The sequence below is a fragment of the Pseudomonas sp. AFG_SD02_1510_Pfu_092 genome (assembly GCF_003331055.1).
Taxonomy (GTDB): Bacteria; Pseudomonadota; Gammaproteobacteria; order Pseudomonadales; family Pseudomonadaceae; genus Aquipseudomonas.
In genome coordinates, this window is sequence record NZ_PUQD01000010.1 from 40805 (window position 1) to 55877 (window position 15073).

14 protein-coding genes are annotated in these 15073 nt (G+C 66.1%); 6 read left to right on the forward strand and 8 right to left on the reverse strand.

Going from position 1 to position 15073, the window contains the following annotated elements; all coding sequences use genetic code 11:
* Positions 1 to 33: 33 nt before the first annotated feature.
* The 4 genes from yegQ to C6A77_RS07170 all read left to right on the forward strand — a co-directional run bounded on the left by yegQ (position 34) and on the right by C6A77_RS07170 (position 3426).
* On the forward strand, positions 34 to 1368 hold the full coding sequence (yegQ, locus tag C6A77_RS07155) for a tRNA 5-hydroxyuridine modification protein YegQ (protein WP_114168833.1): 1335 nt from the start codon (positions 34 to 36) through the stop codon (positions 1366 to 1368).
* A 106-nt stretch (positions 1369 to 1474) separates the two neighbouring features.
* Positions 1475 to 1903, forward strand: a complete 429-nt coding sequence (locus tag C6A77_RS07160; protein WP_114168834.1) for a DUF411 domain-containing protein — start codon at positions 1475 to 1477, stop codon at positions 1901 to 1903.
* Complete coding sequence (locus C6A77_RS07165) at positions 1903 to 2340, forward strand: YqaA family protein (protein ID WP_114168835.1); 438 nt, start codon at positions 1903 to 1905, stop codon at positions 2338 to 2340. The genes C6A77_RS07160 and C6A77_RS07165 overlap by 1 nt, the downstream gene beginning before the upstream one ends.
* 75 nt (positions 2341 to 2415) lie before the next feature.
* Positions 2416 to 3426, forward strand: a complete 1011-nt coding sequence (locus tag C6A77_RS07170) for an alpha/beta hydrolase (RefSeq protein WP_114168836.1) — start codon at positions 2416 to 2418, stop codon at positions 3424 to 3426.
* Positions 3427 to 3921: 495 nt separating this feature from the next.
* Here C6A77_RS07170 and C6A77_RS07190 read toward each other — a convergent pair whose 3' ends face one another.
* The 6 genes from C6A77_RS07190 to C6A77_RS07215 all read right to left on the reverse strand — a co-directional run bounded on the left by C6A77_RS07190 (position 3922) and on the right by C6A77_RS07215 (position 9480).
* Entirely contained in the window at positions 3922 to 4503 is a 582-nt protein-coding gene (locus C6A77_RS07190) for a DinB family protein (RefSeq protein WP_114168838.1), read from the reverse strand.
* A gap of 14 nt (positions 4504 to 4517) precedes the next feature.
* The gene (gene zapE / locus C6A77_RS07195; protein ID WP_114168839.1) at positions 4518 to 5624 is read right to left on the reverse strand and encodes a cell division protein ZapE; all 1107 of its coding nucleotides are present in this window, start codon (positions 5622 to 5624) and stop codon (positions 4518 to 4520) included.
* A 71-nt stretch (positions 5625 to 5695) separates the two neighbouring features.
* A complete protein-coding gene (locus C6A77_RS07200) occupies positions 5696 to 6844 on the reverse strand; it encodes a PQQ-dependent sugar dehydrogenase (RefSeq protein ID WP_114168840.1) in 1149 nt (382 codons plus the stop codon).
* A 23-nt stretch (positions 6845 to 6867) separates the two neighbouring features.
* Positions 6868 to 7185, reverse strand: coding sequence for a hypothetical protein (locus tag C6A77_RS07205; RefSeq protein ID WP_114168841.1), 318 nt, complete (start codon positions 7183 to 7185; stop codon positions 6868 to 6870).
* A gap of 224 nt (positions 7186 to 7409) precedes the next feature.
* Positions 7410 to 8375 carry an agmatinase gene (gene speB / locus C6A77_RS07210; protein WP_114168842.1) on the reverse strand — a complete coding sequence of 322 codons (966 nt, stop codon included), beginning with the start codon at positions 8373 to 8375 and terminating at the stop codon, positions 7410 to 7412.
* A gap of 25 nt (positions 8376 to 8400) precedes the next feature.
* Positions 8401 to 9480 (reverse strand): polyamine ABC transporter substrate-binding protein, encoded by a 1080-nt coding sequence (locus tag C6A77_RS07215; RefSeq protein ID WP_114168843.1) that lies wholly within the window; start codon positions 9478 to 9480, stop codon positions 8401 to 8403.
* A gap of 102 nt (positions 9481 to 9582) precedes the next feature.
* On the opposite strand from C6A77_RS07215, the gene C6A77_RS07220 reads away from it, so the two are divergent.
* Positions 9583 to 10473, forward strand: a complete 891-nt coding sequence (locus C6A77_RS07220) for a LysR family transcriptional regulator (protein ID WP_114168844.1) — start codon at positions 9583 to 9585, stop codon at positions 10471 to 10473.
* 195 nt (positions 10474 to 10668) lie between these two features.
* Here C6A77_RS07220 and C6A77_RS07225 read toward each other — a convergent pair whose 3' ends face one another.
* Both C6A77_RS07225 and C6A77_RS07235 read right to left on the reverse strand, forming a co-directional pair.
* On the reverse strand, positions 10669 to 13095 hold the full coding sequence (locus C6A77_RS07225) for a TonB-dependent receptor (RefSeq protein ID WP_114168845.1): 2427 nt from the start codon (positions 13093 to 13095) through the stop codon (positions 10669 to 10671).
* A gap of 229 nt (positions 13096 to 13324) precedes the next feature.
* On the reverse strand, positions 13325 to 14449 hold the full coding sequence (locus C6A77_RS07235; RefSeq protein ID WP_114168846.1) for a sigma-70 family RNA polymerase sigma factor: 1125 nt from the start codon (positions 14447 to 14449) through the stop codon (positions 13325 to 13327).
* A gap of 134 nt (positions 14450 to 14583) precedes the next feature.
* Here C6A77_RS07235 and C6A77_RS07240 point away from each other — a divergent pair, with 134 nt between their 5' ends.
* The gene (locus C6A77_RS07240; protein WP_114168847.1) at positions 14584 to 15066 is read left to right on the forward strand and encodes an LEA type 2 family protein; all 483 of its coding nucleotides are present in this window, start codon (positions 14584 to 14586) and stop codon (positions 15064 to 15066) included.
* Positions 15067 to 15073: the final 7 nt, after the last annotated feature.

The window sequence follows — 15073 nt, forward strand, 5'->3', positions numbered from 1 at the left end:
ACTAGCATCCGCACCTTTTGCCCCGGTGCGCACATGATCCCTACCGCCAAGCCCGAACTGCTGGCCCCTGCCGGCACCCTCAAGACCATGCGCTATGCCTTCGCCTATGGCGCCGACGCGGTCTACGCCGGCCAGCCACGCTACAGCTTGCGGGTGCGCAACAACGAGTTCGATCACGGCAACCTGGCCGCTGGTATCCAGGAGGCACATGCGCTGGGCAAGCGCTTCTACGTGGTGGTCAACATCGCCCCGCACAATGCCAAGCTGAAAACCTTTCTCAAGGACCTGGCGCCGGTGATAGCCATGGCACCGGATGCGCTGATCATGTCCGACCCCGGCCTGATCATGCTGGTTCGCCAGCATTTTCCGCAGATGCCGGTGCACCTGTCGGTGCAGGCCAACACGGTCAACTGGGCCAGTGTGCAGTTCTGGCAGCAGCTAGGCATCAGCCGGGTGATTCTGTCGCGCGAGCTGTCGCTCGAAGAGATCGAGGAGATCCGCCAGCAAGTGCCGGACATGGAACTGGAGGTGTTCGTCCACGGCGCCCTGTGCATGGCCTATTCCGGCCGCTGCCTGCTGTCGGGCTACCTCAACAAGCGCGACGCCAACCAGGGCACCTGCACCAACGCCTGCCGCTGGAAGTATGACGCCACGCCCGCCACTGAAAACGCCAGCGGCGACATCGTGCGCGAAGTGCAGCCGACCCTGGGCCTGGGTGCACCGACCGAGCAGGTGTTCCTGCTGCAGGAGAGCAACCGTCCCGGCGAGGACATGCCGGCGTTCGAGGATGAACACGGCACCTACATCATGAACGCCAAGGACCTGCGCGCCATTCAGCACGTCGGGCGCCTGGCCGGCATGGGGGTGCACTCGCTGAAGATCGAGGGCCGCACCAAGTCGCACTTCTACTGCGCCCGCGCGGTGCAGTCGTACCGCCAGGCGATCGACGATGCCGTGGCCGGGCGGCCTTTCGACCGCGCACTGATGGACAACCTCGAATCGCTGGCACAACGCGGCTACACCGAAGGTTTCCTGCGCCGCCATGTGCATGACGAATACCAGAACTACCAGCGCGGCAATTCGGTTTCCGAACGCCAGCAGTTCGTTGGCGAGCTGACTGGCGTGCGCGTCGAGGGCCTGGCCGAGGTCAAGGTGAAGAACCGCTTCGCCATCGGCGACCACCTGGAGCTGATGACGCCGCGCGGCAACTACCATTTCGACCTGCACCGCCTGTGCGACCGCCAGCAGCAGGCGATTGAGGTGGCACCGGGTGACGGCCACGTGGTGTACCTGCCGATCCCGGAGCAGGTCGCGCTCGACTACGCCCTGCTGATGCGCGACCTCGGCGCCGACGAGGCGGCCAGCTGACAATCCTGTAATGTGCGCCTCAGCTGGCTGTCAGCGGCCAGCGGCGAACATCGCGCCAGTCGCTTAGGCTATGCTGCCGATCTACCGCCGGAAGGAGTGCTTGACCATGCTGCGCAAACATCTGTTGACCCTGGGTCTGCTGGCCCTCAGCGGCCTGGCCCAGGCGGCCGAGACCATCGACGTCTACCGCGACCCCAACTGCGGCTGCTGCAAGGCCTGGATCAGCCACCTGCGCGACAACGGCTTCACCGTCAACGACCATGTCGAGCCGAACATGAGCGCGGTCAAGCAGCGCCTGGGCGTGGCGCCACGCCTGGCGTCGTGCCACACCGGGGTGATCGACGGCAAGTTCGTCGAAGGCCACGTGCCGGCCGAGCAGGTGCGCCTGCTGGCCGGGCGCAACGACCTCAAAGGCCTGGCCGTGCCGGGCATGCCGATGGGCTCGCCGGGCATGGAAATGGGTGACCACAAGGACGCCTACCAGGTCATCGGCGTGACCCGGGACGGCAAGGACAGCGTGGTCGCCAACTACTGATGCTCAGCCTGTGGGCGCTGTTCTTCAGCGCCTTCGGCGCCGCCACCCTGCTGCCGCTGCAATCGGAGGCCGTGCTGGTCGGCCTGTTGCTGCGCCAGCCCGAAGCCTGGGCCAGCTTGCTGCTGGTGGCGACAGTGGGCAATGTGCTGGGCTCGGTGGTCAACTGGCTGCTGGGCCGGGCCATCGAACAGCTGCGGGGCAAGCGCTGGTTCCCGTTCAGCCCTGCCCAGCTGGAGCGCGCGCAACGGCGCTACCAGCGTTGGGGACAATGGTCGTTGCTGCTTAGCTGGATGCCGGTGATCGGCGACCCGCTGACGCTGATTGCCGGCATCATGCGCGAACCATTCTGGCGCTTCCTGCTGCTGGTGAGCGTGGCCAAGGCCGGCCGCTATGCCGTGCTGGCGCTGGTTACCCTGGGCTGGTTTCACGCCTGGTAACACCTTTTGCGCTCGGCGCGGTCCACTGACTGCTAGAGTCGCCCCTTCCTACATGGCCTTACACGGAGTGCCCCCATGCTGCGCGCAACCGCCCTGGCCCTGGCCTGCCTCGTCGGCAATTCGGCAGTCGCCACCGAATCGCCCACCTACGGCCCCCAGCTCGAAGGCTTCAGCTACCCGCACCCACTCAAGCATTTCGATTTCACCTCCCAGGGCCAGGCCCTGCAGATGGGCTACATGGATGTGCCCGCCCAAGGCCAGGCCAACGGCCGCAGCGTGATGCTGATGCACGGCAAGAACTTCTGCGCCGCCACCTGGGAAAGCACCATCGAGGCCCTGAGCAAGGCCGGCTACCGGGTCATCGCCGCCGACCAGGTCGGCTTCTGCAGTTCCAGCAAACCGGCGCATTACCAGTACAGCTTCCAGCAACTGGCGAGCAACACCCATGCCTTGCTCGAACGCCTGGGGGTGAAACAGACCATCGTGCTTGGCCACTCCACCGGCGGCATGCTCGCCACCCGCTACGCGCTTATGTATCCGCAACAGGTGCAGCGCCTGGCAATGGTCAACCCGATTGGCCTGGAAGACTGGAAGGCCCTGGGCGTGCCCTATCGTACGGTGGACCAGTGGTATGCCCGCGAGCTCAAGCTGGATGCCGAAGGCGTGCGCGAGTATGAACGCAAGACCTACTACGCCGGGCGCTGGAAGCCGGAGTACGAGCGCTGGGTGCAGATGCTGGTGGGCCTGAACAAGGGGCCGGGGCATGAACGGGTGGCGTGGAATTCGGCGCTGATCTACGACATGATTTTCACCCAGCCGGTGTACCACGAGTTCAAGGACCTGCAGATGCCGACCCTGCTGCTGATCGGCGATCAGGACAGCACGGCGATCGGCAGTGATATCGCGCCGCCGCAGGTGAAGGAGAAGCTGGGCAACTACAAGGTACTCGGGCCGCAGGTGGCCAGGCTGATACCCAAGGGTGAGCTGATCATCTTCGAAGGCATGGGGCACGCGCCGCAGATCGAAGAACCGCTGCGCTTCAACCGCACACTGGTGGAGTGGCTGGGGCGCCAGACCGTCAACTGAGGGCCGCCGTGCGGCCCATCGCCGGCAAGCCAGCTCCCACAGGCGCCGCATAAATCCGGCGCGGCACCGTCCCCTGTGTGCGGGCAAGCCCGCGAAGCAGACCACGCGGTGCATGGCACCGGCTGCGCCGGTGTTCGCGGCTAAAGCCGCTCCCACAGGTACCGCGTAAGCCCGGGGCTGCACCGTTCCCTGTGGGAGCGGGCAAGCCCGCGAAGCAGATGACGCGGTGCATGGCACCGGCTGCGCCGGTGTTCGCGGCCATGGCCGCTCCCACAGGGACCGCGTAAGCCCGGGGCTGCACCGTTCTCTGTGGGAGCGGGCAAGCCCGCGAAGCAGACCACGCGGTGCATGGCACCGGCTGCGCCGGTGTTCGCGGCCATGGCCGCTCCCACAGGTACCGCGTAAGCCCGGGGCTGCACCGTTCCCTGTGGGAGCGGGTTCACCCGCGAAGCAGACGACGCGGAAGATGGCACCGGCTGCGCCGGTGTTCGGCCATCAAACCTTCCAGACCTGCTGCTCGGTCCAGCCCAACTCGGCAAAATCCACCGCCCGCAACCCCGCCTCTTCTTCGCAGAAAAACTCATCCAGCTGCGGCGGCCTGACCGCCGTGTCGCTGAGCATCGCATGCACCTGCCCACGGTGGTGCACCTGGTGCTCGAACAGGTGCGCCAACAACCGCAACCGTTGCTCGCGCTGTACCCGCTCGGGCCGCACGATACTCACATAGCGGCGCAGTTCGCTATCGCTCAGCGTCCGGCAATAGGCAATCAGCCGGTGGTCGGCCTGGGCCTGCTCGGCATGCAGGTCGGTGCAGGTGGCGAACGGCTGTTCGGGGTCGAAGAAACGCTCACCCTCGGCGCCGGGCAATTCGCCACGCTGCTCGCACTCGAGCATGTGCAGGTAGAACCAGTCCACCGTCAGCAGGTGGTTGAGGGTGGCCTTGATCGACGGGAAAAAACTGCAGCGCGGGGCGACGAACTCGTCCTGGGTCAGTTGCAGGCAGGCCTTGTACAGGCGGTGGTTGGCCCAGCCATTGTTGTAGGCCTGGGTCAGCAGGTGATGCGACAACGGCTCCATGGTTCGGCTCCTTTTCAGGCGAAGCGTTGCAGCTGCATCTCCCGTAGCCGGCTCAGGGTGCGCTGGTACGGGAACGCCAGATACCCTTGAGTGTAGAGCGCCTCGAGCGCTACCTGGGCTTCCAGGTACAGCGCCACCCGGCGGTCATAGCATTCGTCGACCAGGGCGATGAAGCGGCGCACCGCATCGTCCTTGGGTGACAGCGCCGGCAGTTCGCGGTCGCCCGCCACCACCCGCGCCGCCGCATCCTCGGTGCCTCGGGCAATGCGCCCGGCCCGCTGCTCACCGCCCAAAGCCGGAATACCCGACACCAGAATGGCCGGAAAACGGTCGCACAGGGCCATGAACTCCATGGCCGCCAGCGGCTGTTCGCACAGGTCGCTGAAACGGCACCAAATCGCCTGGGCACTGCGCCGCACCACCTGCACCTGCCGCGAGCCGATGGCCAGCGGCAGGGCGCAGCCCGCATCGTCCGGGCTAAGCTGGTGGAACACCGCCTCCAGCTGGCTGGCCTGCCCTGCTTGCGCGACCCAGTAGCGCTGGCGCTCGGCGCCGGGGTGCAGGCGATGGTCCTGTTCCCCGGCGACCGGCAGCACCTGCATGTGCCGCTGGATGGCGGCGATGGCCGGGAGAAAACGCTCGCGGTTGAAGCCGTCGCGGTACAGCTGCTCGGGTGGCTGGTTGGAGGTGGCGACGATCACCACGCCTTGGTCGAACAGGGCCTGGAACAGGCGGCCGAGGATGATGGCATCGCCGATGTCGTTGACGAACAGCTCATCGAAGCACAGTACGCGAATCTGCCCGGCCAGCTCCCCGGCCAGCGCCAGCAGCGGGTCGGCGGTGCCGTTGAGCTGGAACAGCCGCTGGTGGACCCAGGCCATGAAATGGTGGAAGTGCTGGCGCCGGCTGGTTACCCGCAGGCAGCGCTGGAACTGGTCCATCAGCCAGGTCTTGCCGCGGCCGACCGGGCCCCAGAGGTAGATGCCATGGGTCGGCCGGCCCTGTTCGACGGCCTGGAAACAGGCTTGCAAGGCCGCGACGGCGCGGGCCTGGGCGGGGTCGGCGACGTAGCCCTGGGTGGTCAGGGCTTGCTGGTAGAGGGAGTGGGGGTCGATAGCCATGCGCGGCATTCTACGCAGGTAAAACGACAGTATTAAAGGCTCCCACAGAGGGCGAGTACCACAGTCAGAAATCAGGTGTCGCCCAGCCCGACCTTCAACAGCGCGCCGTCCTTGTCATCGGTCAGCACATACACATAGCCGTCCGGCCCCACCCGCACATCGCGGATACGTGCCTTCAGCTCACCCAGCAGACGCTCCTCATGCACCACCTTGTCGCCCTTCAGCTGCAGGCGGATCAGCTCCTGGGTCGCCAGCGCGCCAATGAACAGATTGTGCTCCCAGGCCTTGAACGTCGGGCTGTCGTAGAACGCCATGCCGCTGATACCCGGCGACTGTTCCCAGACATGGTGCGGGTCGACCATGCCCTCCACATGCTTGCCCTTGGCCTCCGGGATCGGCAGCAGCGAGTAGTTGATGCCGTGGGTCGCGATCGGCCAGCCATAGTTCTTGCCCGGTTTGGGGATGTTGATCTCGTCGCCGCCACGCGGGCCGTGTTCGTGGGTCCACAGCTGGCCCGTCCAGGGGTTGAGTGCGGCGCCTTGCGGGTTGCGGTGGCCGAACGACCAGATCTCCGGGCGCACGTTGTCGCGGCCGACGAAGGGGTTGTCCCGGGGCACTTCGCCGTCCGGCAGAATGCGCACGACCTTGCCTTGCAGCTTGTCCAGGTCCTGCGCGGTGGGGCGTTGGTTGTTCTCGCCCAGGGCAATGAACAGGTAGCCATTACGGTCGAACACCAGCCGCGAGCCGAAGTGGTTGCCGTCCGACAGCTTGGGCTGCTGGCGGAAGATCACGTTGAAGTTCTCCAGCCGGGCACGGTCCTCGGACAGCTGGCCACGGCCGACCGCAGTCCCCGCCTTGCCATCACTGCCCGCTTCGGCGAAGGACAGGTACACGGTGCGATCCTTGTCAAATTCCGGCGACAGCACCACATCCAGCAGGCCGCCCTGCCCTTCGGCCCAGACCTTGGGCACACCGCTGATCGGCGCGCCGACCTTGCCTTCGGCGTTCACCACCCGCAGGTTGCCGGCGCGCTCGGTGATCAACATGTCCTTGCCACCCGGCAAAAAAGCCAGCGCCCACGGGTTGCGCAGGCCGTCGGCGACGGTGCTGACGGTCAAGGTGCCTTGTTCACTGCGAAACTGCTGTTCGCTGGCGGCCTGCGCCAGCAGGGGCAGCAGGGCGGCGGCGGTCAGGGTGGCAAGCCAGGGTGCTCGAAGCATGCAGGATTCCTTTCGTCGGCAGGTCACGGCGCGCGCGGGTTGTCGCGCGGTGGCCGGGTGGGTTCCAGGTTGGGGGTTTGCTGTTGACGGCGCAGGTTGTCGCCGTTGCCGATGCCACGGTTGTCCAGGCTGGGCGTGCGTTGGTACGGGTCGGTGGACGGGCCGCGCACGGGCGGCGTGGCTGGCACGCTGCCCTGGCGGCTATTGGGGTTGGCGCGCTGGATCGGGCTGTTGTAGGGGTTGTTGTTGCCGGCGGCGAGTTGCAAGGGTGACTCGCCGGCCGCTTGCGCGGGCAGGCAAAGCACCAGGCCGAGGGCCAGAATGGGCAATGTCGGGGTCATGCTTAACCTCCTGCACGAAATGCCGCGCCTGGTGGGTTTGATAGCCTAAGGCGCGAAGGGTTCGCGGCAAAAGTGTGAATGCGGGTGGAGATGATTCCTGATGTTTCAGTATGGGGTCTGGGGGCTGCTTTGCAGCCCATCGCGACACAAGGCCGCTCCTACAGGGGTACGCGATCCCTGTGGGAGCGGCCTTGTGTCGCGATGGGCCGCAAAGCGGCCCCAGGTCACTGGCCCTTGTCCACCTTGTGCCGCGCCGCATACAGGCACAGCATTTCCATCGCCAGGGTGGCCCCCGCCAGCGCGGTGATATCGGCATGGTCATAGGCCGGTGCCACTTCCACCAGGTCCATGCCCACCAGGTTGATACCACGCAAGCCGCCGAGAATCTCCAGCGCCTGCACCGTGCTCAGGCCACCACACACCGGCGTACCGGTACCCGGCGCATAGGCCGGATCGAGGCAGTCGATGTCGAAGGTCAGGTACACCGGACGCTCGCCCACCCGCTGGCGAATCGCTGCAACCACCGCCTCGGTGCCCTGGCGGTGCACCTGGCGGGCGTCGAGGATGGCAAAGCCCTGGCTGTCTTCATTGGTGGTGCGCAGGCCGATCTGCACCGAGCTGGCCGGGTCGACCAGGCCTTCGCGGGCGGCATGCCAGAACATGGTGCCGTGGTCGATACGCCGGCCCTCCTCGTCCGGCCAGGTGTCGCTGTGCGCATCGAAGTGGATCAGCGCCAGCGGGCCATGCCGGCGGGCATGAGCCTTGAGCAGCGGGTAGCTGATGAAGTGGTCGCCGCCCAGGGTGAGCATGGCGCAACCGGCCTGCAGAATATGCTCGGCATGCGCCTCGATGGTGTCTGGCACCGCCTGCGGCGTGCCGCTGTCGAACGCACAATCGCCATAGTCGATCACGGCCAGCTGCTCGAACGGGTCGAACGCCCACGGCCAGTGCCGGGCCCAGGCCTGTTGCACCGAGGCGGCGCGGATCGCCCGCGGGCCGAAGCGCGCACCTGGCCGGTTGCTGGTGGCGGTGTCGAATGGCACGCCGCTGACCACCACATCGACGCCGCGCAAGTCGCGGCTGTAGCGGCGGCGGGAGAAACTGGTAATGCCGGCGTAGGTACTTTCCGCGGCGGTGCCGTACAGGCTGTCGCGGGTCATGGCCTGGTCGTTTTCTGCTGCTTGCTCCACGGTCGGGCTCCTGTGTGGTTGGGGGTTACTGGCGGCTGCGGAAGGCGGTCCACAAGCGGTTGCGCTGGCGCAGGTCGGCCAACGCCATGCTGCGGTCGGCATACAGGCGCTGGCGCACCTCGGCCGGCGGGTAGATGTCCGGGTCGTTGCGCACCGCTTCGTCGACCAGCGGCGTGGCGGCCTGGTTGGCGTTGGCGAAGAACAGCGTATTGGTCAGCGCAGCCACGGATTCGGGCTTGAGCATGAAGGCGATGAAGGCCCGCGCCGCTTCGGGGTGCGGTGCGTCCCTGGGGATGACCAGGTTGTCCTGCCACACCAGCGTACCTTCGCGGGGGATGCGGTAGATCAGCTCGAACGGCTTGCCGGCACGGCGCGCCTGTTCGGCGGCCATCGCCGCGTCGCCGTTGTAAGTCAGCGCCAGGCACACGCTGCCGTTGGCCAGGTCGCTGATCTGCCGGCCATTGGCGACATAGCTGATCGACGGCTGCAACTGGCCCAGCAGCTGTTGCGCGGCAGCCAGGTCGGCCTTGTCCTGGCTGTAAGGGTCCTTGCCCAGGTAATTCAGGGCCACGCCGATCACCTCCTGTGGCGAGTCGGGCATGGCGATGCCGCAGTCTTTCAGGCGGCTGGCGTACTCGGGCTTGAACAGCAGGTCGAGGCTGTCCAGGGGCACCTCGCCCAGGCGCTGGCGTACGGCCTGCACATTCACCCCCAGGCCCAGGGTGCCCCAGGTGTAGGGCAGCGCATGGCGGTTGCCGGGGTCGGCCTCGGCCAGCTTGGCCAGCAGGTCCTGGTCGAGGTTGGCGTAGCCGGGCATGGCCTGCAGGTCGAACGGCTGCAAGGCATTGGCCTTGAGCGCCCGGGCCAGCACGGCCGAGGACGGCACCACCACATCGTAGCCACTGCCACCGGTCAGCAGCTTGGTTTCCAGCACCTCGGTGGTGTCGAAGGTGTCGTAGCGCACCTTGTAGCCGGTTTCCTGCTCGAAGCGCTGCAGGGTTTGCGGGGCGACGTAATCGGCCCAGCTGTACAGGTTGACGACCCGTTCTTCGGCCTGCAACGGCAAGGCCAGGACCAGGGACAGCAGACACAACGATCGACGCATGGCGGGCACCTCGGCAAATGGGTGGATGCCGCGAGCATGCCAGCCGGGTTACATTGCAGAAATGGCAAGTTTGCAAAGCTGACATTCATCAGGAGCAATGCAATGCTCGGACAAGTGCACGACCCGGACCTGCACCTGCTGCGGCTGTTCGTCACTGTAGTCGAGGCCGGTGGCTTCAGCGCCGCGCAGGGCGTGCTGGGTTTGAGCCAGCCCACCATCAGCCAGCGCATGGCCCAGCTGGAAGCGCGCCTGGGCTACCGCCTGTGCAGCCGCGGCAAGGGTGGTTTTCAGCTGACGGCAAAAGGTGCGCTGCTGCTGGACGCCGCCCGTGGGTTGTTGCTGAACATCGAGCAGTTTCGCCAGCAGGCCAATGGCGTTGCCGGGCGGCTGCTGGGCACCGTGCGCATCGGCATGGCGGAGAACCAGGACAAGACGGTGAGCCTGAAGCTGGCGGCGGCCATCGCAGCGTTTCGCAGGCGCGAGGAGGCGGTGCAGCTGGAGCTGATCAGCGCGCCGCCGGCAGAGCTGGAACGGCTGCTGCTGGAGCAGCGGCTGGATTACGCGATCAGCTACTTTTCCGGTAACCAGGCCGCCTTCGACTACCAGCCGCTGTTCGAAGAACGGCAACGGCTGTATTGCGGCAAGGGCCATGTGCTGTTCGGCGCGGCGGATGTCGGGCGCGAGCGCTTGCTGGACATCGACCAGGTACGCCACCCGTACCGCTTGCTCAAGGGCGGCGAGCCGTTCCAGAGCCGGCGCAGCATGGCGGTGGCAGAGCAGATCGAGAGCGTGCTGACGTTGATTCTGTCAGGGCGGCACATCGGCTATCTGCCGTGTCATTGCGCGCAGCAATGGCAGGCCGAGGGGTTGCTGTGGGCGCTGGACCCGGGGCTGGATTTCGTCGTGCCGTTTACCTTGGCCAGGCACCGGGCGCAGGTGGTTGGCGAGGCGCAGCAGGCGTTTGCGCAGGATTTGCTGGCAGCATTCGCCTGAGCCGGCCTCTTCGCGGGTAAACCCGCTCCCACAGGGACCGCGACTTCCTCAGGCATGTGCGGTCTCTGTGGGAGCGGCCTTGTGTCGCGAAAGGGGTGCGAAGCGCCCCCAGGCTTCAACTCCGCAGCACATAGTGCCGGGGCCGCTTTGCGGCCCTTTCGCGACACAAGGCCGCTCCCACAGAACCGCGCAGTGTCAGTAAGCCATGCTCCAGGTCAGTGTGTAGGTGCGCCCGCGCCCCTGGTAGTCATACAGGTACGCCGGCCCGTAGGTCGGCGAGTAGAACAGCGTCGCACGCTGCCCCCAGACCGTGCTGTACTGCTTGTCCAGCAGGTTCTGGATCCCGGCGCTGAAGGTGCCGAAGCCGGTGTCCTGGCTGGCCAGCAGGTCGAAGGTGGTGTAACCGTCGATTTCGTGGTCGGCATCGTCCTTCAGGCTGAAGGCATGGTTGGCCTGCAACCGCGCACTGCGGCCATCGCCCTTCCAGCCGACGAACGCGGTGGCCTTCGACAGCGAGGCATAGCGGGCATCGCGCTTGCGCCAGCCGCCATCGACGTCCTCTTCCTCGGAACGGGTCAGGTGCAGCGTGCCACCGGTTTCCCAGCCGCTCTGGAAGTGCCGGGTCAGCGCACCTTCAAAGCCGAAGTCGCGGCTTTTCTGGTCTTCCACATCGATGGTCAAGCTCTGCGAGTCGACGTTGATGATCTTGTCCGACCAGATGTAGTACAGCGCCGCCTGGGCATCCCAGTCCAGGTCGGCATAGCGCCAGCCCAGCTCCACCTGGCGGCTCTTGATGCCGGCCAGCGGGTTGTCCGCCACGCTCAGGCCGGGCTTGCCGTAGTACTTGGCAGGGTCCGGCAGGTCGAAGCCTTCGCCGTAGTTGGTCCACACCTGGTGGCCATTGTTGAAGTCGTAGATGGCGCCGAGGTTGAACAGGTTGACCTGGTAGTCGTTGCTGCCGCCCGGCACGCCTTTGAAGTCGCTGACATCCACATCCATCTGCTGGTGCCGGGCGCCGCCGGACAGGGTCAGGTTATCGCTGGCATGCCAGTCCAGCTGGCCGTACAGCGACACGCCATCGACCCGGTAGCTGGGGTAGCGTGCGGCCTTGCTGTCCTTGTCCAGCTGCAGGCCACCGGACTCGGAAGAGGTCTGCGCGTTGAAGGTGGTCTGCTCGGCGTTGAAGCGCTCGCGGTCCAGGTCGACGCCGTAGGTCAGCTTCAATGTGTCCCACTGCTTGGCGAACAGGCCCTTGAGGCTGCTGACCTCGAAGTTCTGTTGCGAGGCGGCGAAGTACACCCCGCGCGAACCGGTGGGCGTGGCGCGGTTGTAGTACGGGAACGGGTAGAAATTGTCGTCTTCCTTGCGGTACGAGGCCTGCAAGTAGAAATCCTGGCCCAGCACGTCGGTGTGGTGGTAATTGGCGTTCAGCAGCAGGCGCCGGGTGCGCGGCTCCAGGCCCGAGGAATAGCCGCTGCGCAATTCGGCGTCTTCCAGGTCGGACGGGGCGTTGTGGTTGAGGTTGGGGAAGTAGATACCGGTGCTGCCGTGGTTGCCCGAATCGTAGTACTGGGCAAGCAGGTCCAGGCTCTGCTGGTCGTTCAGTTGCATCCCCAAGGTGCCGAGTACGTCGAGGGTGCGGTTGTACTGCAGGTCGGTCTGGGTGTTGTCGATGAAGATCTGCTCGCCGGCGCCGTCGTAGAAGGCCTCGTTCTGCTCGCCGGAAACGCCCAGCCGGGCGTTGAACCGCTCGTTGCCGCCACTGACCGACTGGGCGAAGCGGGTGGCCAGGTCGTCGCTGTTGTTGAAACCGCTGCTGGCGCCAAGCTGGGTCTCGAAGCGCGCCGGGCCGGGTTCGCCCTTCTTGGTCACGATGTTGATGATGCCGCCGGTGGCGCCGCCGCCGTAGATGGCGCTGGCGCCAGACAACACTTCGACGCGCTCGACGTTGAACGGCGAAATACTGTCGAACTGGCGCGACAGGCCGCGCGAGCTGTTCTGGCTGACCCCGTCGATCATCACCAGCACGTTGCGCCCGCGCATGTTCTGCCCGTAGTTGGTGCGCCCTTCCGGCGCCAGGTCGAGGCCGGGTACCAGCTTGCCAATGGCTTCCTTCAGGCTGACGCCGCTGTCGATCTGCTCACGCAGCTGCTGTTGGTCAACTACCCAGACGGTGCCGGGGATTTCGCTGATCGCGGTACTGGTGCGCGAGGCCACGCTGACCTCGATCGGCTTGAGGTTGACCGCCTGCGGCGTGGCGTCGGCCTTGCGCAGGGTCACCGTGCGGGCATCGCTGAATTGCCAGCTCATGCCGCTGCCGGCCAGCAACTGCTGCAATGCCTGCTCGACGCTGTAGCTGCCGCGCAGCGCCGGGCTGGCCTGGCCGGCGACATCGCCGGTGGTGTACAGCAAGTGCAGGCCGGCCTGGTCGGCGAACGAGGTCAGGGCCTGGTCCAGCGGCTGCGCGGGCAGGTCGAGCTGGACCTGGCGGGCCTGGCTCTGGGCCGGTTCGGCAGCGCTGGTGGCCGATACGTGCAGCGGGCCGACCAGCATGGCCAGGGCGCTGCAGGACATCAGTGCGTGGTGAAACGTACCGCGACGGCGGTGTAGGGGCTTGAGCATCAGAGGCACGAATGAGCTTCCAGACAAGTCGTAAATGAGAATGGGTTGCTGACAGTCCCACTACGACGATCTGACTGACGGGAACTTGCAGTGCTGAATGGAAAATATTTTTATTCCTGTGCCGGACCCTTCGCGGCTAAAGCCGCTCCCACAGGTACCGTGTGCTCCCGAGACATACGCCGTCCCGTGTGGGAGCGGGTTCACCCGCGAAGAGGCCGGCACAGACTGATCAATGAACCACAGCCAACCACGGCAGGTAGGTCACCTTCAGCCCATAACGCTGTTCAAGGCTCCGCAACAGGGCCTCCGGCTCATTCAGGTCGAACACCCCGCTGACCTCCATTGCCGCCAGCCTGCTGTCCGACAACACGATCCGCCCATGCCGGTAACGCTCCAGCTCCGCCAGCACCTGCCCCAGCGGCTTGCCGTTGAAAATCAGTTTGCCCCGCCGCCAGGCGGTCTGCGCCTCGGCATCGGGCGCCAACGCAAGCTCATGCTCGCCGACCCGGGCCTGGCCACGTGCCAATAGCACACGGCCATCGCGGCGCACGCTGAAGGTGGCAGCGTTGCCCTGCACCCGCTCAGCGCCGCTTTCGACCACGAACGGCCGTGCCTCGTCAGCGGCCTCGAACAGCGCCTCGCCGGCATCCAGCACTACCCGCCGCTCGTGCTCGTCGAACACCACGCTCACGGCACTGGCACTGTTCAGGGTTATCCGCGAGCCATCCGCCAGGGTGATCACTTGCCGCTCACCCACCGCGGTGTGGTAATCGGCCAGCCACAGCGGCGCCTGCTGCCAACCGGCTGCAGCGGCAATCAGCACCACTACCGAAGCCGCCACACCGGCCTGTTTCAGCCAGTCGCGACAATGGCGCAAGGCCTGGCCGATGTACTTGGCCACCATGCTTTCGGAAACCCCCAGCTGTTGCGCGACCTGCTTCTGGGTCAGGCCTTCGACGCGGTTGAGCAGCAGTGCCTGGCGGGCATTGTCGGGCAGCTGCAGCAGCGCCTGGTCGAGAATCCGCAGGCGCTCCCGGGCCAACAGCGCTGCCTCGGGGGCCGGCGCCGGGCAGGCCACCTCGCCCGCCTGGTCGCTGTCGCCATGGTTGGCAGCAATGCGCCGCTCGCGACGCAAGGCATCGATCGCCAGGTTGCCGGCCACGCGGAAGATGAAGCTGCGCGCATGCCGCACCGGCAGCGCCTGCTGGTCGAGGGTGACCAGCTTCAGGTAGGTTTCCTGCGCCACATCGGCGGCGCGCTGACGGTCGTTCATGCGCCGGGTGAGGAAATGCAGCAGGTCGTCGTAGTGCTCCTGGAAACTCGCCAGCAGGCCCGACACGGGTGAGGTCAGCATGGGTTTGGGAACCGCCATCAGGAGAAATTATCGGGCGTTAATGAGAAACAGTATCTTTCATCTGCAGGCAGACTTTCAACGCCGACGCGCATTTGCCACACTGCCCGCTCACCCACTCTGGCAAGGTCGTACCCATGGTTGCCCGTCTGAACCGCTACGCCCGGCTGTCGCTGATCCTGCTATTGGCCTGCGGCCTGGGCGCCTGCACGCTGTTGCAGGCGCGCGACCCGGTGAACATCAGCGTGATCGGTATCGAGCCGCTGCCCGGGCAGGAGCTGGAACTGCGCATGGCGGTGAAGATGCGGGTGCAGAACCCCAACGAGACGCCGATCGACTACAACGGCATTGCCGTGAAACTGGACGTGAACGGCCAGCCGCTGGCGGCCGGGGTCAGTGACCAGCAAGGGCACATTGGCCGCTATGGCGAGGCAGTGATCGTGGTGCCGGTGAGCATCACGGCGTTTTCCTTCCTGCGCCAGGCCTACGGGCTGGGCCGGGTAGATTCGCTGCAGGGCTTGCCCTACGTGCTGCGCGGCAAGCTCGCCGGCGGCCTGCTGGGCACCGTGCGCTTTACCGATGAGGGCAAGCTGGACCTGCCCAAGGGCGCCGCCTGGTAAGCGCCGG

Coding starts and splice junctions, on each gene's coding strand:
- yegQ (WP_114168833.1), top strand. CDS start 34: ATGATCCCTACCGCCAAGCCCGAACTGCTGGCCCCTGCCGGCACCCTC.
- C6A77_RS07160 (WP_114168834.1), top strand. CDS start 1,475: ATGCTGCGCAAACATCTGTTGACCCTGGGTCTGCTGGCCCTCAGCGGC.
- C6A77_RS07165 (WP_114168835.1), top strand. CDS start 1,903: ATGCTCAGCCTGTGGGCGCTGTTCTTCAGCGCCTTCGGCGCCGCCACC.
- C6A77_RS07170 (WP_114168836.1), top strand. CDS start 2,416: ATGCTGCGCGCAACCGCCCTGGCCCTGGCCTGCCTCGTCGGCAATTCG.
- C6A77_RS07190 (WP_114168838.1), bottom strand. CDS start 4,503: ATGGAGCCGTTGTCGCATCACCTGCTGACCCAGGCCTACAACAATGGC.
- zapE (WP_114168839.1), bottom strand. CDS start 5,624: ATGGCTATCGACCCCCACTCCCTCTACCAGCAAGCCCTGACCACCCAG.
- C6A77_RS07200 (WP_114168840.1), bottom strand. CDS start 6,844: ATGCTTCGAGCACCCTGGCTTGCCACCCTGACCGCCGCCGCCCTGCTG.
- C6A77_RS07205 (WP_114168841.1), bottom strand. CDS start 7,185: ATGACCCCGACATTGCCCATTCTGGCCCTCGGCCTGGTGCTTTGCCTG.
- C6A77_RS07215 (WP_114168843.1), bottom strand. CDS start 9,480: ATGCGTCGATCGTTGTGTCTGCTGTCCCTGGTCCTGGCCTTGCCGTTG.
- C6A77_RS07220 (WP_114168844.1), top strand. CDS start 9,583: ATGCTCGGACAAGTGCACGACCCGGACCTGCACCTGCTGCGGCTGTTC.
- C6A77_RS07225 (WP_114168845.1), bottom strand. CDS start 13,095: ATGCTCAAGCCCCTACACCGCCGTCGCGGTACGTTTCACCACGCACTG.
- C6A77_RS07235 (WP_114168846.1), bottom strand. CDS start 14,449: ATGCTGACCTCACCCGTGTCGGGCCTGCTGGCGAGTTTCCAGGAGCAC.
- C6A77_RS07240 (WP_114168847.1), top strand. CDS start 14,584: ATGGTTGCCCGTCTGAACCGCTACGCCCGGCTGTCGCTGATCCTGCTA.